The following is a 20,721-nucleotide window of genomic DNA, read 5'->3' on the forward strand; positions in this document are numbered from 1 at the left end:
GCTCAGCCTGGCTGCCCTGGCAGTGCCGGGGTGGCCGGGTTCGCCCCGGCCGCCTTGCGCCACCGGGTCGCCCGGACGGCTGAGGCTGTCAGGTACTCCAGCGCCGACTTGCGTAGGTCTGCGTCGTCGGTGTTCTCCAGCACGGATCGCCACGCCACCGTCGCGTCGGCTTCCGCGAGCGCCAGCACAGCCAAGCTCGATGCCTGATCGGTCACTGGCTGTGGCGGAACGTACGCGGCCTCGGCGGACTTGGGCGTGGCACCAGCTGCCGTCAATGCTCGTTCGGTCGCGTCCCTGCGTGCCCGGTGCGAGGTCACGCCGTCGCTGAGCGCGGCGTTGAACGAGGCTGGCAAGAACGCGCTGACCAGGCTGTACGTCCAGATGGCCGCGTGCTCGGCGCCGAGCGCCTTCTGGACGGCGTCGACCGAGGCACTGGGGATCGCCTTGGTGGTCGTTGTGGTCGTGGTCGTCGGCTGAGTCACGCCAGCACCTCCCGCAAGCTCGCGCACCCGGCAGCGATGGACCCGAGCAGTCCTGCCCGGTACCGCGACACGGTCGGAACGAGCGCTCCGGCTCGTTGCTCGGCCGTCTTCAACGCCTCCACCATCGTCGCCTTCGTCGCGGGCGCGGGTGCCTGTGTGGACTGTGTGGATGGCGGGGGAGCCGTGCTGCTCACCGGCGGCCGTTCCCTGTCCACCTCGGTCTGCAACGCCGTCGCGTGCGTCGTCCTGGCCTTGGCGATCTCACCCGCCAGCGCCGCGAGTTCCGGGTTGGACTGAGCGAGCGCGTTCGCCGCGGCGGCGTCCTTGCGGGCCTGCTCAGCCAGCTCCGCCAACGGATCCGGCGGTGGTGGCGGCTTGGGCTCGGCGGTGCACGCGGCCGCCAGCGGCAGCATCAGGCCGGCCAGCACGGCGCGCCTTCCAACGGTGTTCACAACCGGCAATCCTGCCAGGCGTGCATCAGCCGGCAGGCGGTATCCGCCCGACCGGATACTCTTGGATGTACATCCTCGAACATGATCGAGACCATCATCCAGAACAGGAGCGGCGGACGTGGCGAACCAGCAAGGTGATCTCGGCGCGGCGCTGGAGCCCGTCGTGCGGGACGCCATCGGCGCGGCCGGCTTCGAGCTGGAACAGCTCGACGTCCAGCGCGCCGGTCGCCGCAGCCTGCTCAAGGTGGTCGTGGACGGCGAGACCGGCATCGGCCTCGACGAGGTGGCCGACGTCAGCCGCACACTCGCGAGCGTGCTGGATGAGCACGACCACGTGCTGGGCGGCCCCTACACCCTCGAAGTGACCTCACCCGGCCTGGACCGGCCGCTGACCAAACCGCGGCACTGGCGTCGCGCCTGGTTGCGCCTGGTGAAGGTGCGCACGGCCGGGGAGACGTTCATCGGGCGTGTCGGCGAGGCCGCTGACGACGAGGTGCAGATGCTGGTCGGCGGGCAGCTGCGGCAGGTGCCGTACGGCCAGGTGGACCACGCCGTGATCGAAGTCGAGTTCAAACAACCACCACAAGAGGAGCTGGCCCTGCTGGGCGGCGGTAGCCAGGAGGGGTCATCGTGAACGTCGACATCGCCGCACTGCGCGCGATCGAGCGCGACAAGGACATTCCATTCGAGACGGTCATCGAGGCGATCGAGACCGCCCTGTTGACCGCGTACAAGCACACCGACGGCCACGTGCCGCACGCCAAGATCGACATCGACCGGCGGACCGGCGTGGTCCGCGTGCTGGCCCAGCAGCTGGGCCCAGCCGGTGACGTGGTCGAGGAGTGGGACGACACCCCGGAGGGCTTCGGCCGGATCGCCGCGACCACCGCCCGCCAGGTCATCCTGCAGCGGCTGCGGGACGCCGAGCACGAGAAGACCTTCGGCGAGTTCTCCGCCAAGGAGGGCGAGATCGTCGCGGGCGTCGTGCAGCGCGACGCGCGGGCGAACTCGCGCGGCATGGTCGTGGTCCAGGTCGGCGACACTGAGGGCGTGCTGCCCGCGGTCGAGCAGGTGCCTGGCGAGCGCTACGAGCACGGTGTGCGGATCAAGTGCTACGTGCTGGGCGTCACCCGCGGTGCCCGCGGGCCGCAGATAACGCTGTCGCGTACGCACCCGAACCTGGTCCGGCGGCTGTTCGCGCTGGAGGTTCCGGAGATCGCCGACGGCACCGTGGAGATCCCGGCGGTCGCCCGCGAGGCCGGGCACCGGTCCAAGATCGCGGTGCGCTCGACCGTGGCCGGGGTCAACGCCAAGGGCGCCTGCATCGGCCCGATGGGCGCCCGTGTCCGAAACGTGATGAGCGAGCTGGCCGGCGAGAAGATCGACATCATCGACTTCTCCGAGGATCCCGCGACGTTCGTCGGGAATGCCCTCTCACCTGCGAAGGTTGTCTCCGTACGGGTGGTCGACGAGCGGGCGAAAACCGCTCGCGTCGTTGTGCCAGACTTCCAGTTGTCGCTCGCGATCGGCAAGGAAGGCCAGAACGCCCGGCTTGCCGCTCGTCTGACCGGGTGGCGGATCGACATCCGGAGCGACGCCGAGACAGCCGCCAACGCGGCTGGACCGACATCGGGTTCGGCTGAGTAGGCGGTAGTAGGTAGAATCTTGGCAGGTCGTCGTCGAGGGCCGGTTCCCGCACGTCGAGAGGGTCCCCCGCAAGGGCATGGCCCGATCCGTACGTGTGTCGGTTGCCGGACCAGGGCGCTGGCCGAGGAATTACTGCGCGTGGTCGCCGAGGACGGGAATCTGATTCCCGATCCACGGCGGCGGCACGCTGGTCGGGGCGCATGGCTGCATCCCGCGAAGGCGTGCCTGGACTCCGCCGAGAAGAAGCGGGCGTTCCCCAGGGCACTACGTGTCGCGGGGCCACTCGGTTCAGACTTGGTGCGAGACCAGATCGGGCACGTCGCCCGACCGACAGACGACCCGGTGGTACCGGGTCCAGCCGGACACAGGAAGCAGGTCGACCCGTCATGAGTCAGCCGTGAAGCTGAAGCCATGAACGTGCGACGTTAGGACGAGGTCGAGCGGGTCAGTTGCCGCCGGCCTCCCCAGTGAGGAGAGCAGTGGCAGGCAAGGCCCGCGTGCACGAGCTCGCGAAAGAGCTCGGTGTCACGAGCAAGGAAGTACTCACGAAACTCGCCGATCTCGGTGAGTACGTGAAGTCGGCGTCCTCCACAGTGGAGGCGCCGGTGGCGCGCCGGTTGCGGGACTCGTACCCGAAGCAGGGCGAAGCCAAGGGCGCCAGGCCCACTGGCGCCAAACCGGGCCCTCGGCCCGGTCCGCCGGTTCCGAAACCGGCTCCCGTACAGCAAGCACCCCAGCAGCCCCAGCCAGCGACTCCGGCGCCTGCCGCAGCCGCTGCCAGCGCTGCACCCGCACCGTCCGCGGCTCCGTCCGCCCCGGTGGCCAAGCCCGCGCCGAGGCCGCAGCCGGCCCCTGCCGCGGCATCGAACACGGCGACTTTCCAGGCGGCCCCGTCGGCGCCTGCCAAGCCGTCCACGCCCGGTCCCCGGCCTGGTCCGCGCCAGCAGCCGAAACCGCCGCAGCAGCAACAGCCGCAGTCCCAGCCGCCGCAGCAGCAGCCCAAGCCGGCCGCTGCCAGGACCGACGCCCCCGGCGTCAAGCCTGGTCCGCGTCCTGGCCCGAAGCAGCAGCCTGCCCAGCAGGGCGGCGGCAGCGGTGGCGGGAACACGGTTCCGCCGCGTACCCAGTCGCCGAAGCCCGGCCCGCGCGCGCCGCGTCCGGGTAACAACCCGTTCGGTGTCGGCGGCGGTGCTCCGACGCCACGTCCGTCCGGTCCTCGCCCTGGTGGCGGAGCGCCCGGCGACCGTGGTGACCGTCCGGAGCGCGGTGGCCAGCGTCCCGGCGGCGACCGTCAGGACCGTGCACCTCGCGGTGGCGGCGGCGACCGTCCGGCCGGCCCACGGCCGAGCCCGGGCAACATGCCCCCGCGCCCGAACCCGGGCATGATGCCGCCCCGGCCGCAGCGTCCGGGCGGTGGCCCAGGTGGCGGCGGTCGTGGTGGCCCTGGTGGCGGTCCCGGCGGCGGTCGTGGTGGCCCCGGCGGTGGTGGCGGCCGTGGTCCCGGTGGCGGCGGTGGTCGTCCCGGTGGCGGCGGCGGAGGCGGTGGCTTCCGCGGCGGTGGCGGCGGTGGAGGCGGAGGCGGTGGCTTCCGTCCCGGTGGTGGCGGTCCCGGTGGCGGCGGTGGTGCGCCGGCCGGTGGCGGCGGCGGTTTCCGTGGCGGCGGTGGCCGTCCGGGTGGCGGCGGTGGCCGCGGCGGTGCCGCGGGCGCGTTCGGCCGTCCCGGTGGTCCTTCGCGCCGTGGGCGGAAGTCCAAGCGCCAGAAGCGCCAGGAGTACATGGACAACATGCAGGCGCCGAGCGTCGGCGGTGTCCGGTTGCCGAAGGGCAACGGGGAGACCATCCGGCTGCCGCGCGGTGCCTCGCTGACCGACTTCGCCGAGAAGATCAACGCCAACCCGGCCTCGCTGGTGCAGGTGCTGTTCCACCTCGGTGAGATGGTCACCGCGACGCAGTCCGTCTCCGAGGACGTGCTCGAGCTGCTCGGTACCGAGATGAACTACACCGTGCAGGTCGTCAGCCCGGAGGAGGAGGACCGCGAGCTGCTCGAGTCCTTCGACATCACCTACGGCGAGGACTCCGGCGGCGAAGAGGCGCTCCAGGCCCGGCCGCCGGTCGTGACCGTCATGGGTCACGTCGACCACGGTAAGACGCGCCTGTTGGACACCATCCGTAAGGCGAACGTGCACGAGGGCGAAGCCGGTGGCATCACCCAGCACATCGGTGCCTACCAGGTGCCGGCGTCGCTGGAAGGTGTCGAGCGGCTGATCACCTTCATCGACACCCCGGGTCACGAGGCGTTCACCGCCATGCGTGCCCGTGGTGCCCAGGCCACCGACATCGCGGTCATCGTGGTGGCGGCCGACGACGGTGTGATGCCCCAGACGGTGGAGGCGATCAACCACGCCCAGGCGGCCAGCGTGCCGATCGTGGTCGCGGTGAACAAGATCGACAAGGAGGGGGCCAACCCCGCCAAGATCCGCCAGCAGCTCACCGAGTACGGCCTGGTCGCCGAGGAGTACGGCGGCGACACCATGTTCGTGGACATCTCGGCCAAGCAGGGCATCAACATCGACGGCCTGCTCGAGGCGATCCTGCTGACCGCGGACGCGGCGCTGGACCTGCGGGCCAACCCGAACATGGAAGCCCAGGGCGTCGCGATCGAGGCCCACCTCGACCGTGGCCGCGGCCCGGTCGCGACCGTGCTGGTGCAGCGTGGTTCGTTGCGCGTCGGTGACTCGATCGTCGCCGGTGACGCGTACGGCCGCGTGCGCCGGATGGTCGACGAGTACAACGAGGACGTCACGGTGGCGACGCCGTCGCGTCCGGTGCAGGTCATCGGCTTCACGTCGGTGCCCGGCGCGGGTGACACGTTCCTGGTCGTGGACGAGGACCGGGTGGCCCGGCAGATCGCCGAGCGCCGCCAGGCCCGGACCCGCAACGCGCAGAACGCCGCGAAGTTCAAGCGGTTCTCCCTGGAGGACCTGGACTCCGCGCTGAAGGAGACCGGCGAGCTCACCCTGATCATCAAGGGCGACAACTCGGGTACCGTCGAGGCACTCGAGGACGCGCTGATGAAGATCGAGGTCGGTGACGAGGTGCAGGTGCGCGTGATCGACCGCGGCGTCGGTGGCATCACCAAGGCGAACGTCGACCTGGCGATCGCGTCCGGCGCGATCATTCTCGGCTTCAACGTGCGGGCCGAGGCGAAGGTGGCCGAGCAGGCCACCCGCGAGGGTATCGACATCCGCTACTACTCGGTGATCTACCAGGCGATCGACGAGATCGAGCAGGCCCTCAAGGGCATGCTCAAGCCGGAGTTCGAAGAGGTCGAGCTGGGCCGCGCGGAGGTCCGCGAGGTCTTCAAGTCCTCGAAGTTCGGCACGATCGCGGGTTGCCTGGTGATGTCCGGCGAGATCCGGCGCAACGCCAAGGCCCGGTTGCTGCGCGACAGCAAGGTGGTCGCGGAGAACCTGCCGATCAGCTCGCTGCGCCGGTTCAAGGACGACGCCACCGAGGTCCGCGAGGGCTACGAGTGTGGTCTGACCCTTGGCTCGTACGGCGACCTGCGGGTCGGCGACTCGATCGAAACCTACGAGATGCGCGAGAAGCCGCGAGGCTGACCGTATCCGTGCGGGGCCTGGTCTTCATCCCAGGCCCCGCACGGGTTCTCGACTATCAACCCAACACGGTGATGCCTGTTGTACGTCGGTGCACTTGAGCTGGACATCCTGCTCGGTGACGTCCATTCGCTCAAGCAGAAACGGTCCGCCGTGCGGCCGGTCATCGCTGAGCTCCGACGCAGATTCGAGGTCAGCGCGGCCGAGGCCGGGCATCTGGAACTGCATCGGCGTGCCCTGATCGGGGTCGCGGCCGTGGCGCCGGACGCCGAGCACGTCCGCGACCTGCTCGACGCGTGCGAACGGCTGGTGGCCGGCCGCCCCGAGCTGCAGTTGCTCTCCGCGCGGCACCGGCTGGTCGGGCCCGAGGACGAATAGTTCTACTTTGGACAGGAGGGGAGCGCCGTGGCCGACCCGGCCCGCGCCCGCAAACTTGCGAAGCGGATCAAGCAAATCGTGGCGTCCGCACTGGAACACGAGGTCAAGGACCCGCGTCTGAACCTCGTGACCATCACCGACGTCAAGCTGACCGGTGACCTGCAGGACGCCACGCTGTACTACACGGTGTTCGGCGAGGCACTCAACGCCGAGCCGGACTTCAAGGGCGCGGCGGCCGCGCTCGACAGCGCCAAAGGCGTGCTGCGTTCCCTTGTGGGACAAGGCACCGGCGTGCGCTTCACACCGACTCTGACCTTTGTGGCCGACACCGTGCCCGAGGACGCCCGCAAGATCGAGGATCTGCTCGCCAAGGCTCGCGAGGTCGACGAGCAGGTCGCCCGCATCGCCACCAACGCCAAGCCGGCGGGCGAAGCGGACCCATACCGCCAGCCCCGCGAAACCGACCCCGAGGACTGAGAAGGTCATCCGCGAAGCCCGGCACCGGTCTCGGTGCCGGGCTTTTGCTGTCCCCACCTGCGGTCGACCGTTTTTGTCGGTGGTCGGGTCTATGGTGCTTGTCGAGCTTGATGGTTGACCTCGATATTGCTTGAGGTTGCATGCTGGGGGCAAGTTGCCCGTGACGCCTGACTGGGGAGTAGGACGTGGAGATCAATTTCAATTCGTGGATGGCGCTGGAAAGTGCCATGCAGGAGGGAGGCAAACGGGTCAGCCGGGCGACTGTCCGGCGGATCATCAGGTTTGCCCGGCCCTTGCGTAAGGCTGTGTTCGTGCTGGTCGCCCTCAGTGTGGTGACGGCTGTGCTCGCGGTGGCGACGCCGCTGATCGCCGGACGCGTGGTCGACGGGATCGTCAACCGGGAGGGAACCGGCCTGGTTGTCGGGCTCGCGCTGGTCATCGCCGCGATCGCGGTGGTCGACGCGGTCGTCGGGATCGTGGAGAGGTGGCAGTCCGCGCGGGTCGGTGAGGACCTGATTCTCCGGCTGCGGCAGTCGGTTTTCGACCATGTGCAACGGATGCCGGTCGCGTTCTTCACCCGGACCCGGACCGGTGCGCTGGTCAGCCGGCTGAACAACGACGTGATCGCGGCGCAGCGGGCGTTCTCGATGACACTGTCCACAGTGGTCAGCAACATCATCGCGCTGGTGCTCACGCTGGCCGTGATGATCGCGTTGTCGTGGCAGATCACGTTACTGGCGTTGATCATGCTGCCGATCTTCTATCTGCCGGCGCGCCGGATGGGCCGTCGCCTGGCCGGGCTGGAGCGTGAGGCGGCCGGGCACAACGCCGCGATGACCACCCAGATGACCGAGCGGTTCTCCGCGCCCGGCGCGACGTTGATCAAGCTTTTCGGGCGGCCCAAGGACGAATCGTCGGAGTTCGGCCGTCGCGCCAAGCGAGTCCGGGACATCGGTGTGCGGACAGCCGTGAACCAGTGGCTGTTCATGACTGCGCTGTCCCTGGTTTCCGCACTGGCGTTGGCTTTGGTGTACGGCCTCGGCGGATACCTCTCGCTGGAGGGGCAGCTCGACGCGGGCACGGTCGTGTCGTTGGCCTTGTTGCTGACCCGTCTTTACGGTCCGCTGACTGGCCTGGCCAACGCGCGTGTCGACGTCATGACCGCGTTGGTCAGCTTCGAGCGGGTCTTCGAGGTCCTGGATCTTCCGCCACTGATCAAGGAGAAGGCCGACGCCCGGCCTGTGCCGGACGGCCCGGTGTCCGTCGAGTTCGACAACGTCCGGTTCTCGTATCCGGCAGCCGACAAGGTTTCCATTGCCTCCCTTGAGGATGTCGCCGTTCTGGACACTCGGGGCGGCGAGGAGGTTTTGCGCGGCATATCCTTCCGCGCCGAACCCGGGCAGCTCGTGGCCCTGGTCGGTTCCTCGGGTGCGGGCAAGTCGACCATCGCCTCTCTCGCGCCTCGCTTGTACGACACGGACTCCGGCTCGGTCCGGCTGTCCGATGTGGATGTCCGCGACCTGTCCTTCGACTCCATCCGCTACACGATGGGTCTGGTCACTCAGGACGGGCACCTGTTCCACGAGACGATCGGCGAGAACCTCCGTCTGGCGCGGCCGTCCGCGACCGACGAGGAACTCTGGGACTCACTGACCCGTGCCCGCCTGGACAACCTGGTCCGATCCCTGCCCGACCAGCTCGACACCGTCGTCGGTGAACGCGGCTACCGTTTGTCGGGCGGCGAACGTCAACGCCTCACCATCGCGCGCCTCTTACTCGCCCAACCCAGGGTCGTCATTCTCGACGAAGCCACGGCCCACCTGGACTCATCCTCTGAGGCAGCGGTCCAGGAAGCACTGGTCGAAGCTCTGGCCGGCCGCACGTCCATCGTCATCGCCCACAGGCTCTCCACCGTCCGCGCCGCCGACCTGATCCTGGTCATCGAGGCAGGCCAGGTAATCGAACGCGGCACCCACTCCGATCTCCTCGCCCAAAACGGCCGTTACGCGGAGCTCTACAACACCCAGTTCGACGACCGCCCAGTACCCACCGCCTGACAGCCGGTCCGCCCAGCTCGGTTCGACGGTGACGAGCTGGGCGGACGGCCTAGGGTCTGCTTTCACTCCTCGACGAGGTGATTGAGCCAGGACTGCCAGGCGGCGGTGCGCGACTCGCGGTCCACCGTGACGCCGTAGAAGTACTGGGTTGTGCTCACCATGTGGTGCAGGTCGTCGGCCATGAAGCGGTAGAAACCGTGTTCGGTGCGGATGCCGAGCAGCGACTTGTCGCGAAGGTCCACGACTCCATCGATGGGCTCGAGGCCCTCCGGGGTGAGGTGTACCTGCTCGCCGAGTGCCGGATCCGCGCCGAGCCGGGCGATCATGGTGGCCCACACTGTTTCGCCGGGCAGTTCGGTGAAGCCGGTGGCGACCACGCCGGTCACCGGCAGCCCGGGGAAGTGCCGGAAGTACTCGGCCAGGTTGTGCAGGAACATGGTCCAGCCCTTGCCGAAACCGTCGTACTCGGCTTCCCAGTCGTCGCCGAAGAATCCACTTTGGACCAGGCGGAGCACGGTGGTGCCACCCTGTCTGCCCTCGACCAGGAACTCGATTGTCATCGGCGGTTCGCCGTCCGGGCTGGGCGCGGCGTAGACGACCCGCTTACCCGGCTCCCATTCCAGCACTTGGCCGGCCTGGGTGTTGCCGCCGCCGAAGTCCGCCTCGATCTGCTCGCCGGTGAGCTCGTGCGGCACGAACCAGATCGACATGCCCTGCGGAGTGGAGATCGCCTGCCAGACCTGGTCCGGTGTGGCGGCGAGCTCGATCTCCTTGGCCAGACGCCGGCGTTCGTCCACCGCGATCAGTCTTTCTGGACGAGCACGATGAGGTTGCCGCAGGTGTCGTCGAACACCGCCTGTGCGCCAAAATCGGTTTTTGCCGGCTCCATCGTGAACCTGGCCCCGAGCTGAGTCATCCGCTCGTAGTCCTTCTGCAGGTCCGTGGTGCCGAGCATGGTGAACGGCATGCCCGCGTCGTAGAGCGTCTTCTTGTACACCTGCGCGGCAGGCTTGCCGTTGATCTGAATCCCTGGGTTGCCGTCCGGCTCGAGCAGCAACTCGACGCCGTCCGGCGCGTCGGGCGAGACGACGGTCAGCCATTTCGCGTCGCCCACCGGGATGTCGGTCTTCTTCACGAAGCCCAGCACGTCGGTGTAGAACGCAAGGGCCTTGTCCTGGTCGTCGACCAGGATGCTGGTCACCGGAACGAACATCGTCAACCTTTCTCTTCTCGTCGGACTGTCGGATGCACGGCGACCACGAGCCGGTGTGCCCGTCCGCCGGGTGCGGATTCGTCGTGGTACTTCGAGATCAGCGACGTCACTGCCCCGGACAGCTCCTCGGCGAACGCGGCGCGATCGGCCGCGGAGGCGAACCTGACCTCACCGTCGATGGCGAACGTCGCGAGCCGCTTGCGAGCCTTGGCCGCGCCGGTGATCAACTCGCCTACGTCACGCACTAATCGCGCGGCCACCGCGAGCAGCCAGCGCGCGGACAGCTGGTCCGGGGACCGCTCCGGATCAGGCTCGACCGCGGCCAGGACGCTCGGCGAGATCACATACGAGGCTGCGGTCGCCTGCAGCACGCGCTCGGTGCAGTTGCCTTTGCGCCGCTCCTCGACCAGCTCGACCAACCCGTGCCGCTCCAGTTCGCGCAGGTGATAGTTGACCTTTTGCCTGGTCAGCCCCACCCGCTGGGCCAGCGTGGTCGCCGAGCCGGGTTCGGACAGCTCGGCGAGCAGCCTGGCACGCACCGGGTCCAGCGAGACCTCGGCCGCTCCCGGATCGTCGATCACTGCCACGTCGTGCATGCCCGCACAGTCGCACCGACAACTTTTTTTGTCAAGAAACGTCACCCGTGTGTGTGGTGGTTCTCGTCGGCTGGATTGGTGGCCAGGACACAGGCGACGGGCGGGTCGAGGTCGAGGGTCTCGACCCGGAACCGGGCAAAGCCTGCCTGGGTGAGCAGGTCTTGGAGTCCTTGGGCGGCTTGGGTTGTGGTATCCCTGGTGGCGCCGGGGCAGCGGGGCTGGGTCACGAGGGCGATGCGTCCTCCGGGGCGCAGGAGCCGTCGCAGGCCACGGAGCGTCTCGACGGGATCGGCCCAGAAGCCGATGGAGTTGACGGCCAAGATCATGTCGAGCGGTTCGTCGAAGCTCGGGAGCTGGTCCACGGACGCCTGAACGAGTTCGACGCGGTGGGCGCGGATGGCAGCCTGGTTGCGTCGGCTGGCCTGGCGGACCATGACTTCGGAGTGGTCGATGCCGTAGACGTGGCCTTGGTGGGCACGTTGCGCGAGCTCGGCTATGGCGAGGCCGGGGCCGAAGCCGATTTCGAGCACCCGGTCTGTGGGCCGCGGTTCGAGCTGTGCCACTGCCCATCGGTTGCGCTGCTGGTTGGAGCGGCGATGGGCCATGATCCAGCCGGCCACCTGTCCGGGGATGCCCCGGGGACGACCGAACTGCCGGACAATTGTCATGATCGCGCGTCGTTTGAGGGTTCTGTCTGCTGTCGTCACGGTAGCGATCCAACGGTTTCAAGTACGCTCGAAGTCAAGATGCCGGAACAGCAATTGACCATCGGCGAGTTGGCGCATCGCACGGGCGTCGCCACCTCGGCCTTGCGCTACTGGGACCAGATCGGCCTGCTCCCGGCGCCGGCCCGGGTCTCTGGTCACCGGCGCTATCCACCCTCGGCGATCGAGCGGGTCGGCGAGATCCTGCTGCTGCGGGAAATCGGCTACACGCTGCGCGAACTCAAAGCGCTCATCGCCGCGCGCACCCAGTCCGGCGACGCCTGGCGAGCCCTGGCCCAGCGCAAACTGACCGAGCTCGACCGGTGTATCGCCCACGCCAATGTCGCCCGCACCGCGGTCGCTCACGCCTTGGCCTGCCCCCACGAGAACATCCTCGAATGCCCCAACTTCGCCGGCGTTGTCGCGGCCCGCCTGGCCGGGAAGTCCCTCGCTGAGGCTCATCCGCACTGATCGGCCGCACGCGAGGAATACCGGCAAGGCGAACCCGAAATCCATTATCGACAGATGCCGGGCTTTTCCGTTACCGCTGGGCGAATCGGTCGAGGGCGGCGCGTATGCGGGTGCGCATCGTGTCGCTGCCTGTGTGGCCCGAGTCGCTGATGACGATCAGTTCCGCGTCCGGCCAGACCTTGGTGAGCTCCCATGCGGTGCCGATCGGACCGCCCATGTCGAGCCGGCCGTGGATCAACACACCTGGGATGCCTGCGAGGCGTCCGGCGTCGCGCACCAGGGCACCTTCCTCCAGCCAGGCGCCGTTGGCGAAGTAGTGCGCGCAGATTCGGACGAAGGCCAGCCGGGCGGATGAGTCCAGCTGTTTTTGGTCCCGAGCTTCTGGGAACGCGGCTTCGTCATCTGCTTGAGCTCATGGAGAGCGCTGTCGCGGCTGGCTACACCGATCTCGGGCTGGACGGGTTCCGCCCGAGATTCACGCCGATCATCGGGACGTTGGCCGCTTCAGGACCCAGCTCTATCCGCGACCTGGCCCAGGTCACCGGGGTGACTCACTCCGCGGCGAGCCAGACCGTGGCCCAGCTGGTCAAGCAGGAACTGGTCATCCTGACCCCAGGCCAGGACGCCCGGCAGCGGATCGTCCACCTGACACCGAAAGCCAAGTGGCTGCTGCCGATCCTGCAGGCCGAATGGGCGGCCACCACCGCCGCGGCCACCGAGTTGGAGGCTGAGCTGTCATTCCCTTTGAGCCGCCTCATCGATGAGGCGCTCGATGCTCTGCAACGCCGTCCAATGCGACAACGAATCGCTGACGTGTCCCCGGCCAGGCGCCTTGAGCCTTAGCCGAAGAGCATGCGGATGTCGTCGGCGTTGAGGGCTGAGCCGAACATGGCGCCGTCGTCCATGACGCTGGTGAACAGCTCGGCTTTCTTGCTCTTGAGCGCCATGACTTTCTCCTCGATGGTGTCCTTGGCGATCAGGCGGTAGACCATGACGTTGCGGGTCTGGCCGATCCGGTGGGTCCGGTCGACGGCCTGGGCCTCGGTGGCCGGGTTCCACCACGGGTCGAGGATGAAGCAGTAGTCCGCCTCGGTCAGGTTGAGACCGAACCCGCCGGCCTTGAGGCTGATCAGGAAGACCGGTGTGGCGCCTTCCTTGAAGCCGGCGACGACACCGCCGCGGTCGCGGGTCGAGCCGTCGAGATAGCTGTACGGGATTCCGGCCGCGTCGAGCTGTTTGCGCACTATGTCGAGGAAACTGGTGAACTGGCTGAAGACCAGCGCCCTGTGACCGCCCTCGACCACATCCCGGAGTTGTTCGAGCAGGGCGTCGATCTTGGCACACGGCAGGTCGCGATGCTGCTCGTCCATCAGCGCGGGATGCAGGCTCAGTTGCCGGAGCATGGTCAACGAGCGGAAGATCGTGAACCTGTTCTTGTTCATGTCCTCGTCGACCATGCCCAGCACGCGCTGCCGTTCGCGTTGCAGATGGGTCTGGTAGACCTTGCGGTGCCGGGGATGCAGCTCGACTTCGAGGATCTGCTCCTGCTTGGCCGGCAGGTCGGCCGCCACCTGCTCTTTGGTCCGCCGTTTGACCAGGGGCCGGACCCGTCTGCGCAACTGCGCGAGCAGTCCGGGGTCGCCGACCCGCTCGATCCTGCGGGCGTAGTACTGCTGGAACCGCACAGGATCCGGGAACAGGCCCGGCGCCGTGATCGACAGCAACGACCACAGCTCCATCAGATTGTTCTCCATCGGCGTACCGGTGATGGCCAGCTTGAACGGCGCAGGCAGCCGCCTTGCACACTGGTAGACCTTGGACTGGTGGTTTTTGACCACCTGGGCCTCATCCAGTACGAGACCGGCCCACGGCAGCTTGGCGTACGCGTCGAAATCCAGGCGTAGCAACGTGTACGACGTGACAACGACATCGGCATCGGCGGCGATCTGGCTGATGTCCTGCTTCCTGCGCCGCATTGTGTCCGAAATGGACATTACTTTCAGGTCTGGCGTGAACCGTGCGGCTTCGACTTCCCAGTTTGACACGACGCTTGTCGGCGCGACGACCAGGAACGGTGTGTCCGTGGTTTTCCTTGCGTGACAGATCAATGCCAGGGTTTGCAGTGTCTTGCCGAGGCCCATGTCGTCGGCCAGGACGCCGCCGAGCTTGTTCTCCCACAGGAAGGCCAGCCACTGGAAGCCGGTCACCTGGTACGGGCGCAGCAGGGCGTCCGGCATGGCCGGGATTTCCACCTGCTCGGCTTCCTCGAGCGACAACAGGCCGTGCACCTGCCGCCGCCACGCCCGGGCCTGGCGCTCGACCACGCCGATGTTCACCAGTTCGTCCCAGAGCCCGGCCTGGAATCTGCTGATCTTGAGCGAGTCGGTGGGCTGGTCGAGCAACGCCCGCGCCTCGATGATCAGCTTGTGCAGCGCCCGCAGCTCGGGCTTCTGCAAGGAGAAATAGGCGCCGTCGGGCAACAGGAGATACGGCTTGTCCTTTGACAGGGCCAGGAACACGTCCATGAACGGGATCGTGCGGCCCTCGACCGTGACGTTCACGCCAAGGTCGAACCAGTCCGTCTGGCCCGGGATCTCCTCGGTGGATACGCCGATCTGTACCGAGTCACCCGCCTCGCGGTACTCCGCGGGCACGCCGGCGATGTCGACCTCGACCTGTTCGGCAAGCATGGGAAGTACTTCGGTGGTGAACTGCATCGTGTCGACACCGCGCAGAAACCGGTCCACAGGTTCAACGGTCAGCCGCGCCAGGATGTCGCTTTCCATGGCCAGATCCCGATATGGGCCTGGCTCTGCGTCGAGCGAGGCCCGTACCTGCTTCTCGCCGATCTGGTAAACCCATTCCCAGACAAGCTCGAGGTCATGTTCGTCCAGATAGGACGCACTCAGAACGAGCCTGGGCTCGGATATCACGGGTGGCGTGAACGAGCCGTCGGACGACACGATCTCGGCCATGTGCCGGAGCTTCGGGTAGTAGCGGTCCACGAACCTGGGCCGCTCCCGCGCCGGAATCACCAACTGGCGATCGGCGAGAATCATGTCCTGCAACGGTTGCGGCGCCTGCCTGTCGAGTCTCGCCAGCCCGATCCGGCAATCCTCGTAGTCACCCGCCTCAACCAGTTCGGCTCGCCGCACGTACACAAACCCATGGCCATCGCCGATGAACCGGAGCGGCACCGCGTCTGCCACGTGCTCGACCCGTACACACGGCGTCACAACAAGATCGTCATCGCTCTGGGCGTCCAGGCAGATCTGAGCGGAGCCGTACCCGTCGATCGCGCCGAACCGTTTCTGGGCGTGTACCAGCTGCACGCCGATCTCCTGGGCCTCATCCAGGAAGGTCCACAGATACCGGCTGTCGAACCTGGACAGATCGATCACCCGGTCATCGCGGAAGTGAACAGATTCCTGCGAGCGATAAAGCGCATACATCTGCTGCAACAGCCGCACATGCGAGCTGTTGTACCCGAACGGGCCCAGCTTTCCCCAGGACAATCCGCTGCCGACCCAGCCGTTTCGGCCCTGGCGCACCACTTTGGCGAAGATCGTCGGACCAGGAGCGGGGCCACGCACGCGCGACAGCAACGGCTCTGTCGCCAGCGTCAGCTCGATGCCCAGGGATGCTCCGCCCAGGTCCTGGTCAGGACTGAGCAGTGATCCCAGGGACTGTTCCCACTCCGATGTCACACGACCACGCTAGCCGGAGGCACCGACAGTTTTGGTCATGGGCGGTGCTGGATCAGGTCCCATCGGTTGCCGTACAGGTCACGGAACACCGCGACCGTGCCATACGACTCATGCCTCGGTTGCCCTTCGAACGTGACCCCGGCCGCGACCATCCGGGCATAGTCCCGCTCAAAGTCCTCGGTATTCAGGAAAAACCCCACCCGGCCGCCAGTCTGGTCGCCGACCCGGGCCTCCTGCTCTGGAGAAGCAGCCCGCGCCAGAAGCAAAGCGGTCTCCGTGGAGCCGGGCGGTGCGACGACAACCCACCGTTTCTCATCAGAAAGCCTGGTGTCTTCCCGAAGCACGAACCCCAAAGTGTCCACATAGAACGCGATCGCTTCGTCGTAATCCCGGACAACCAGCGCGAAGAGTCCGACATAGGCCATATCCCCATCATGTCACCTTGACATGCAGCCGCCGGGCTGCCTATCCGGTGGAAAACCCCGAATTCATCTACACAACCTTCATAAACACAACCCCGGAGAAACTCTGGCAAGCCTTGACAGAACCGGCGTTCACCCGCGAATACTGGGGAGGCCTGGCCCTGATCTCAGACTGGAAAGCAGGCTCACCCGTCCACCTCCAATACACGCCGGACAGCGAGCCGGAAGACCATGGCCAGGTAGTCCTCGAGGCGGAGCCCTACCACAAGCTCTCCTACAGCTGGCACAGATTCCAGCCAGCCCACGCCGAAGTCTTCGGCTGGACCGAATCCCAATTCGCCGAACACGCCAAAGAACCCCAATCAAAAGTAACATTCCTGATAGAAAAAACCGACAGAAAATCAAAGCTGACGGTAATGCACAACAACTTCGAACCCGGCAGCACAATGCACAAAGCCATCAGTGGCCAACTAAAAGAAAGCGGCGGCTGGCCCGAACTCCTCTCCGACCTGAAAACACTCCTCGAAACCGGCAAACTCGCAACCATCTGACAGTCCCATGCATAAGTAGACAGCCCCCACCCGCCACTGGGGGGCGTCCCTGCTCCAGTCTGACTACCGGGGAGTGTGATCGACAAGGGGGGGAGAAGCGACCTGTGGACAACGAGATTTGCGAGTGGTGCCGTTCGTTGGGATTGATGGCGGGTAGCTTGGCGGGGTGGCGGTTTCCAGGAGGGTCCTCGTTCTTGGTGGGGCGGGCGTCGCAGTTGCTGGAGTTGGGGCTGCGGTGGTGACTGATGTTCTGGCGGGTGGTGCTCCTGCGCAGGGGACGGAGCCCTCTCAAGGGGCAACAGCGACACAAGGGACAGGGCAAACGTCGGAGACAGGGCAAGGTGCGGGGCCGAGTGCCAAGGTGGTGAAGACGTACTTCTCGGCGGCTCGGCGGCGGGATGTCACGGTGATCACGATGGCGCCGGAAGGGTTTGACGCTGAGAAGTTGCCTCTGTGTGTGGCTTTGCATGGGCGGGGTGGGGACGCCGATTGGATGGTGCAGCTTGGGGTGGATCGGTTTCTGACCGCGGCCGTCCAGGCTGGTGTGCCGCCTTTCGCCGTTGTTTCTGTTGATGGTGGGCGGGATTCTTATTGGACGGTCCGTGCGGATGGGGATGATCCGCAGCGGATGCTGAGGGACGAGTTGGGGCCGATTCAGGCTGCGTTCGGGATTTCGATGGGTGGGTTCGGGGCGCTGCGGTTCGCGCGGGATCGCAAGGACTTGAAGGCTGTCGGGGTCATCAGTCCGGCGTTGTTCCGGCGCTGGCCGGATGCTCGGTCCAAGAACGTCTTTCTTGACCAGAAGCATTGGGAGGACAACGAGCCGCTCAGGCATCTCAAGGAGATCGAGGGTGTCCCGCTCGGAGTTTGGTGCGGCACTGAGGATCCGTTGCTGTACGCGGCCAAAGCTCTTGCTGGGCAAGCACGTCCGGCGGAGACGAGGATAACCGGGGGTGCGCACGACAACGCGTACTGGATGCGTGTGCTGCCGGAAGTGCTTGCTTTTGTCGGTGCCAGGCTCAGCGGGACAGGGTAGTCAGCAGGGCTTCGATCACCGACGTGATCGGGCCGTAGGCGGTGTATCCGGCCGCTCGCCGGTGGCCTCCGCCGCCCAGTGCCACTGCGATGTCCTTGACGTCCACAGTGGATACTGACCGAAGCGAGACTGTCCACTCGTCCGGGGCGACGGCCTTGAAGACTGCCGCGACCTCGGCCTCGCTTGTTGTCCGCACGATGTCTACAACGGACTCGACCTCTTCCGGTCGGACAGCGGCGGCGTCCTCCAGGGTCACGTATGTGTACACCAGGCCGTGACCACCCACGGAAGGATTGAGAACCGCTCGGCCGAGCACAGAGGAAAGCATTGGCAGCCAAGCAAAAGGGTGCGCTTCCATCAGTTCACGCGCGGTCTCGTCGGGGTTGACGCCGGCTGCGAGCAGACGGGCCGCGAGCTGGTGGGTCTCGGGGTTGGCCCGGCGGAAGGAGCCTGTGTCGGTGACCAGGCCTGCGTAGATGCACTTGGCGAGTTGTTCGTCGAGTTCGACGCCCAGGGCGTCGAGCAACGCGGCCACCAGGGCGGCCGTGGCGACGGCGTGTTCGTCGACGACGTGGTGTGTGCCGTAGTAGGTGTTGGAGGCGTGGTGGTCGACGACAAGCACCTGGCCACCTGCGTTGATTGTGTTGGTGACGCGGTCGCCTAGTTGGCCGAGCCGCTGCTGGCTGCCTGAGTCCAGGGCGATGACCAACGGCGCGGTGGCCGGAACCTCCGATGCGGGGACGAGCAGGCCCGCGAAGTCCAGCGGCAGGAGTGTCTCCGGCACCTTGTCGGGCTCGCCGAACGACACGCGCACGTTCGCACCTCGCCGATGCAGTGCGAGGCCGAGCGCGAGGGCGCTGCCGAGGGCGTCGGCGTCGGGGTTGACATGGGCCAACAGGGTCACGTCTGTCGCCGCACGCAGCAGCTCGATGGCGCCGTCGAGATCACTCACCCGCCTAGCCTAGGCGTTGACGGGACCGGTGCGCTGCAACGTGGACACGGTTGGCACATCGTGCCGAGCAAAAGCGCTTCGCACGGTTGGTCGATGTGTCGACGAAGTAGTTCGCGCAGCTTGCGTCGGCGCACTGGCCCCAGCGCTCCAGGCCCAGCCGCACGATGCCCTGGGCGATGCCCCAGGCGGCCGCTGCGGCGACCTCGGTGGCGGGTGGCTCGTCGGTGTCGGCGACGTGGATGTGCCAGTTCGGATCGGCCGAGTGACCTGCGGACAGTCGAGGTCGCAGGGGGTAGGCCTCAAGCAGCGAGTTGACGGCGGATCGCACACCGGGCGTGTCGCCGGAGATGGCCGCGTCGAGTACCACGCGGAGCCCGGTGGCGACCGGTCGCAGGGCTGCCAGGTCCTGGTGGGTGACCCGCTCGGCCCACCACGGCTCGGCGTACAGGGCCTCCTGGAGTGCCGGAACGTCCGCCAGGTCGGCGTTGGCCAGCCGGACTGCGACGTCCAGGTAATCGGCATTGTCCATCTGCGGTCCTTACATTTAACCTGTCAGGGGTCAAACCAGTGCATACACCTTACAAGAGGAGACGTGTGTGACGCCGCTGAAACAAGTGCTCTCCCTCGCCGTGCCGGCGTTGGGCGTGCTGGCGGCGGAGCCGCTCTACCTCCTGGTGGACACGGCCGTGGTCGGTCACCTCGGTGCGGTGCCGCTGGCCGCGCTGTCGGTCGCGGCGATCGTGCTGGCCCAGGTCTCCACCCAGCTGACGTTCCTGTCGTACGGCACCACGGCCCGCGCGTCGCGGCTGCACGGTGCGGGCAGACGCGCGGAGGCTGTCGCCGAAGGTGTGCAGGCGACCTGGCTGGCGGTGATTGTCGGCGTGATCCTGATCGTCGTGGGCCAGGTGTTCGCACGGCCGATCGCGATCGTGCTGGCCGGTGAGCAGCAGGTCGCCGACGCGGCGGTCGGCTGGCTGCGGATCGCCCTGTTCGGTGTGCCGATGATCCTGATCACGATGGCGGGCAACGGCTGGATGCGCGGCGTCCAGGACACCATCCGGCCGTTGCGCTACGTGCTCGCAGGCAACGGGTTGTCCGCGTTGCTGTGCCCGATTCTGGTGCACGTCGTCGGCTGGGGACTCGAGGGTTCGGCGATCGCGAACGTGGTCGCCCAGGTGGTGTCGGCCGCGATGTTCATCCGGGCGCTGATCGCCGAACGGGTGCCGCTGCGGCCCGAGTTCGGCAGGATGCGGGCCCAGTTGGGGCTCGGGCGAGACCTGGTGCTGCGTGGCCTGGCGTTCCAGGCGTGCTGGATCTCGGCGACCACGGTCGCGTCGCACGCGTCGACCGCGACAGTCGGTGCGCACCAGGTCGTGTTGCAGCTGTGGGTGTTCCTCGCGTTGGTACTCGATTCCCTTGCTATCGCTGCGCAATCGCTGGTCGGTGAAGCGCTGGGAGCCGAGGACGAGGAGCGGGCGCGCAAGGTGGCCTGGCAGGTCACGGGTTACGGGCTCGCGTTCGGCGTACTGCTCGGCGTGGTTTTCGCCACACTGGCCGGGATTCTGCCGAAGGTGTTCACGCCGGACGCCGCCGTGCTCGCCGAGATTCCGCACGCGTGGTGGTTTTTCGTTGCGCTGCAGCCGATCTGCGGTGTGGTGTTCGCGCTCGACGGTGTCCTGCTCGGCGCCGGTGACGCGGCGTTCATGCGGAATTCCACATTGCTTGCCGCGATCGCCGGCTTTCTGCCCTTGATCTGGGCCGCCGCGATCTTCGGCTGGGGGCTCGCGGGGATCTGGACCGGACTGGCCGCGTTCATGGTTGTGAGACTCGTCGCTGTTGTCGGCCGGACGCGTTCGGGCAGGTGGGCAGTGGTGGGGGCGGTTCGTTAGCATGGCATTTAGTTAGCAAAGGGCAGCTAACTAAATGATCTTCGGAGAGGGGTACACGCGTGCGCGCCGC

The 20,721-nt window shown here is 67.0% G+C and carries 23 protein-coding genes; 12 read left to right on the forward strand and 11 right to left on the reverse strand.

Annotated elements, in window-relative coordinates:
* Positions 1-2 precede the first annotated feature (2 nt).
* Positions 3-482 carry a ferritin-like domain-containing protein gene (locus tag JOF56_RS21270; RefSeq protein ID WP_209640859.1) on the reverse strand — a complete coding sequence of 160 codons (480 nt, stop codon included), beginning with the start codon at positions 480-482 and terminating at the stop codon, positions 3-5.
* Positions 479-934, reverse strand: a complete 456-nt coding sequence (locus JOF56_RS21275) for a hypothetical protein (protein ID WP_307855190.1) — start codon at positions 932-934, stop codon at positions 479-481. Before JOF56_RS21275 ends, JOF56_RS21270 begins: the two co-directional genes overlap by 4 nt.
* A 118-nt stretch (positions 935-1,052) precedes the next feature.
* Here JOF56_RS21275 and rimP point away from each other — a divergent pair, with 118 nt between their 5' ends.
* The 7 genes from rimP to JOF56_RS21310 all read left to right on the forward strand — a co-directional run bounded on the left by rimP (position 1,053) and on the right by JOF56_RS21310 (position 9,110).
* Complete coding sequence (gene rimP / locus JOF56_RS21280) at positions 1,053-1,568, forward strand: ribosome maturation factor RimP (RefSeq protein ID WP_209640861.1); 516 nt, start codon at positions 1,053-1,055, stop codon at positions 1,566-1,568.
* The gene (gene nusA, locus JOF56_RS21285; protein WP_209640863.1) at positions 1,565-2,581 is read left to right on the forward strand and encodes a transcription termination factor NusA; all 1,017 of its coding nucleotides are present in this window, start codon (positions 1,565-1,567) and stop codon (positions 2,579-2,581) included. Before rimP ends, nusA begins: the two co-directional genes overlap by 4 nt.
* A gap of 18 nt (positions 2,582-2,599) precedes the next feature.
* Positions 2,600-2,971 (forward strand): YlxR family protein, encoded by a 372-nt coding sequence (locus JOF56_RS21290; RefSeq protein ID WP_245378332.1) that lies wholly within the window; start codon positions 2,600-2,602, stop codon positions 2,969-2,971.
* An 89-nt stretch (positions 2,972-3,060) separates the two neighbouring features.
* A complete protein-coding gene (gene infB, locus JOF56_RS21295; protein ID WP_209640865.1) occupies positions 3,061-6,201 on the forward strand; it encodes a translation initiation factor IF-2 in 3,141 nt (1,046 codons plus the stop codon).
* 78 nt (positions 6,202-6,279) lie between these two features.
* Entirely contained in the window at positions 6,280-6,576 is a 297-nt protein-coding gene (locus tag JOF56_RS21300) for a DUF503 domain-containing protein (RefSeq protein ID WP_209640867.1), read from the forward strand.
* 27 nt (positions 6,577-6,603) lie between these two features.
* Positions 6,604-7,053, forward strand: coding sequence for a 30S ribosome-binding factor RbfA (gene rbfA / locus JOF56_RS21305; protein ID WP_209640869.1), 450 nt, complete (start codon positions 6,604-6,606; stop codon positions 7,051-7,053).
* 209 nt (positions 7,054-7,262) lie between these two features.
* On the forward strand, positions 7,263-9,110 hold the full coding sequence (locus tag JOF56_RS21310) for an ABC transporter ATP-binding protein (protein WP_209648383.1): 1,848 nt from the start codon (positions 7,263-7,265) through the stop codon (positions 9,108-9,110).
* Positions 9,111-9,172: 62 nt separating this feature from the next.
* Here the strand turns inward: JOF56_RS21310 and JOF56_RS21315 are convergent, their stop codons facing one another.
* From JOF56_RS21315 to JOF56_RS21330, 4 genes are read right to left on the reverse strand one after another with little or no spacing between them, the layout of a single operon-like run.
* Entirely contained in the window at positions 9,173-9,907 is a 735-nt protein-coding gene (locus JOF56_RS21315) for an SRPBCC family protein (protein WP_209640871.1), read from the reverse strand.
* 5 nt (positions 9,908-9,912) lie between these two features.
* Positions 9,913-10,323, reverse strand: coding sequence for a VOC family protein (locus tag JOF56_RS21320; RefSeq protein ID WP_209640874.1), 411 nt, complete (start codon positions 10,321-10,323; stop codon positions 9,913-9,915).
* 2 nt (positions 10,324-10,325) lie between these two features.
* Positions 10,326-10,919 (reverse strand): ArsR/SmtB family transcription factor, encoded by a 594-nt coding sequence (locus JOF56_RS21325; protein ID WP_209640876.1) that lies wholly within the window; start codon positions 10,917-10,919, stop codon positions 10,326-10,328.
* 41 nt (positions 10,920-10,960) lie between these two features.
* Complete coding sequence (locus JOF56_RS21330) at positions 10,961-11,626, reverse strand: class I SAM-dependent methyltransferase (protein ID WP_307855191.1); 666 nt, start codon at positions 11,624-11,626, stop codon at positions 10,961-10,963.
* 39 nt (positions 11,627-11,665) lie between these two features.
* Here JOF56_RS21330 and JOF56_RS21335 point away from each other — a divergent pair, with 39 nt between their 5' ends.
* Positions 11,666-12,094, forward strand: coding sequence for a MerR family transcriptional regulator (locus JOF56_RS21335; RefSeq protein ID WP_209640878.1), 429 nt, complete (start codon positions 11,666-11,668; stop codon positions 12,092-12,094).
* A 70-nt stretch (positions 12,095-12,164) separates the two neighbouring features.
* On the opposite strand, the gene JOF56_RS21340 is transcribed toward JOF56_RS21335, so the two are convergent.
* Positions 12,165-12,371: an alpha/beta hydrolase gene (locus JOF56_RS21340; RefSeq protein ID WP_245378333.1), complete on the reverse strand. Its 207-nt coding sequence runs from the start codon at positions 12,369-12,371 to the stop codon at positions 12,165-12,167.
* A gap of 137 nt (positions 12,372-12,508) precedes the next feature.
* Between JOF56_RS21340 and JOF56_RS21345 the strand changes: the two genes are divergently transcribed.
* A complete protein-coding gene (locus tag JOF56_RS21345) occupies positions 12,509-12,937 on the forward strand; it encodes a MarR family transcriptional regulator (protein WP_245378334.1) in 429 nt (142 codons plus the stop codon).
* Here JOF56_RS21345 and JOF56_RS21350 read toward each other — a convergent pair.
* Both JOF56_RS21350 and JOF56_RS21355 read right to left on the reverse strand, forming a co-directional pair.
* Positions 12,934-15,801 (reverse strand): DEAD/DEAH box helicase, encoded by a 2,868-nt coding sequence (locus JOF56_RS21350; protein WP_209640882.1) that lies wholly within the window; start codon positions 15,799-15,801, stop codon positions 12,934-12,936. The two genes, JOF56_RS21345 and JOF56_RS21350, sit on opposite strands and share 4 nt — an antisense overlap.
* 35 nt (positions 15,802-15,836) lie before the next feature.
* Complete coding sequence (locus JOF56_RS21355; RefSeq protein WP_209640884.1) at positions 15,837-16,226, reverse strand: VOC family protein; 390 nt, start codon at positions 16,224-16,226, stop codon at positions 15,837-15,839.
* A 17-nt stretch (positions 16,227-16,243) separates the two neighbouring features.
* On the opposite strand from JOF56_RS21355, the gene JOF56_RS21360 reads away from it, so the two are divergent.
* Both JOF56_RS21360 and JOF56_RS58090 read left to right on the forward strand, forming a co-directional pair.
* The gene (locus JOF56_RS21360) at positions 16,244-16,774 is read left to right on the forward strand and encodes an SRPBCC family protein (protein WP_245378335.1); all 531 of its coding nucleotides are present in this window, start codon (positions 16,244-16,246) and stop codon (positions 16,772-16,774) included.
* Between the two features lie 508 nt (positions 16,775-17,282).
* Positions 17,283-17,810: an alpha/beta hydrolase gene (locus tag JOF56_RS58090; protein ID WP_245378336.1), complete on the forward strand. Its 528-nt coding sequence runs from the start codon at positions 17,283-17,285 to the stop codon at positions 17,808-17,810.
* Here JOF56_RS58090 and JOF56_RS21370 read toward each other — a convergent pair.
* Entirely contained in the window at positions 17,794-18,762 is a 969-nt protein-coding gene (locus JOF56_RS21370) for a DHH family phosphoesterase (RefSeq protein WP_209640889.1), read from the reverse strand. The two genes, JOF56_RS58090 and JOF56_RS21370, sit on opposite strands and share 17 nt — an antisense overlap.
* Before the next feature lie 4 nt (positions 18,763-18,766).
* Complete coding sequence (locus JOF56_RS21375; protein WP_209640891.1) at positions 18,767-19,291, reverse strand: CGNR zinc finger domain-containing protein; 525 nt, start codon at positions 19,289-19,291, stop codon at positions 18,767-18,769.
* A gap of 67 nt (positions 19,292-19,358) precedes the next feature.
* Here JOF56_RS21375 and JOF56_RS21380 point away from each other — a divergent pair, with 67 nt between their 5' ends.
* Positions 19,359-20,651, forward strand: coding sequence for an MATE family efflux transporter (locus JOF56_RS21380; RefSeq protein WP_209640892.1), 1,293 nt, complete (start codon positions 19,359-19,361; stop codon positions 20,649-20,651).
* Positions 20,652-20,721 lie beyond the last annotated feature (70 nt).

The sequence above is a fragment of the Kibdelosporangium banguiense genome (assembly GCF_017876405.1).
In the GTDB taxonomy this organism is placed as follows: domain Bacteria; phylum Actinomycetota; class Actinomycetes; order Mycobacteriales; family Pseudonocardiaceae; genus Kibdelosporangium; species Kibdelosporangium banguiense.

Coding starts and splice junctions, on each gene's coding strand:
- JOF56_RS21325 (WP_209640876.1), bottom strand. CDS start 10,919: ATGCACGACGTGGCAGTGATCGACGATCCGGGAGCGGCCGAGGTCTCG.
- JOF56_RS21310 (WP_209648383.1), top strand. CDS start 7,263: ATGGCGCTGGAAAGTGCCATGCAGGAGGGAGGCAAACGGGTCAGCCGG.
- JOF56_RS21335 (WP_209640878.1), top strand. CDS start 11,666: ATGCCGGAACAGCAATTGACCATCGGCGAGTTGGCGCATCGCACGGGC.
- JOF56_RS21355 (WP_209640884.1), bottom strand. CDS start 16,226: ATGGCCTATGTCGGACTCTTCGCGCTGGTTGTCCGGGATTACGACGAA.
- JOF56_RS21375 (WP_209640891.1), bottom strand. CDS start 19,291: ATGGACAATGCCGATTACCTGGACGTCGCAGTCCGGCTGGCCAACGCC.
- JOF56_RS21345 (WP_245378334.1), top strand. CDS start 12,509: ATGGAGAGCGCTGTCGCGGCTGGCTACACCGATCTCGGGCTGGACGGG.
- JOF56_RS21320 (WP_209640874.1), bottom strand. CDS start 10,323: ATGTTCGTTCCGGTGACCAGCATCCTGGTCGACGACCAGGACAAGGCC.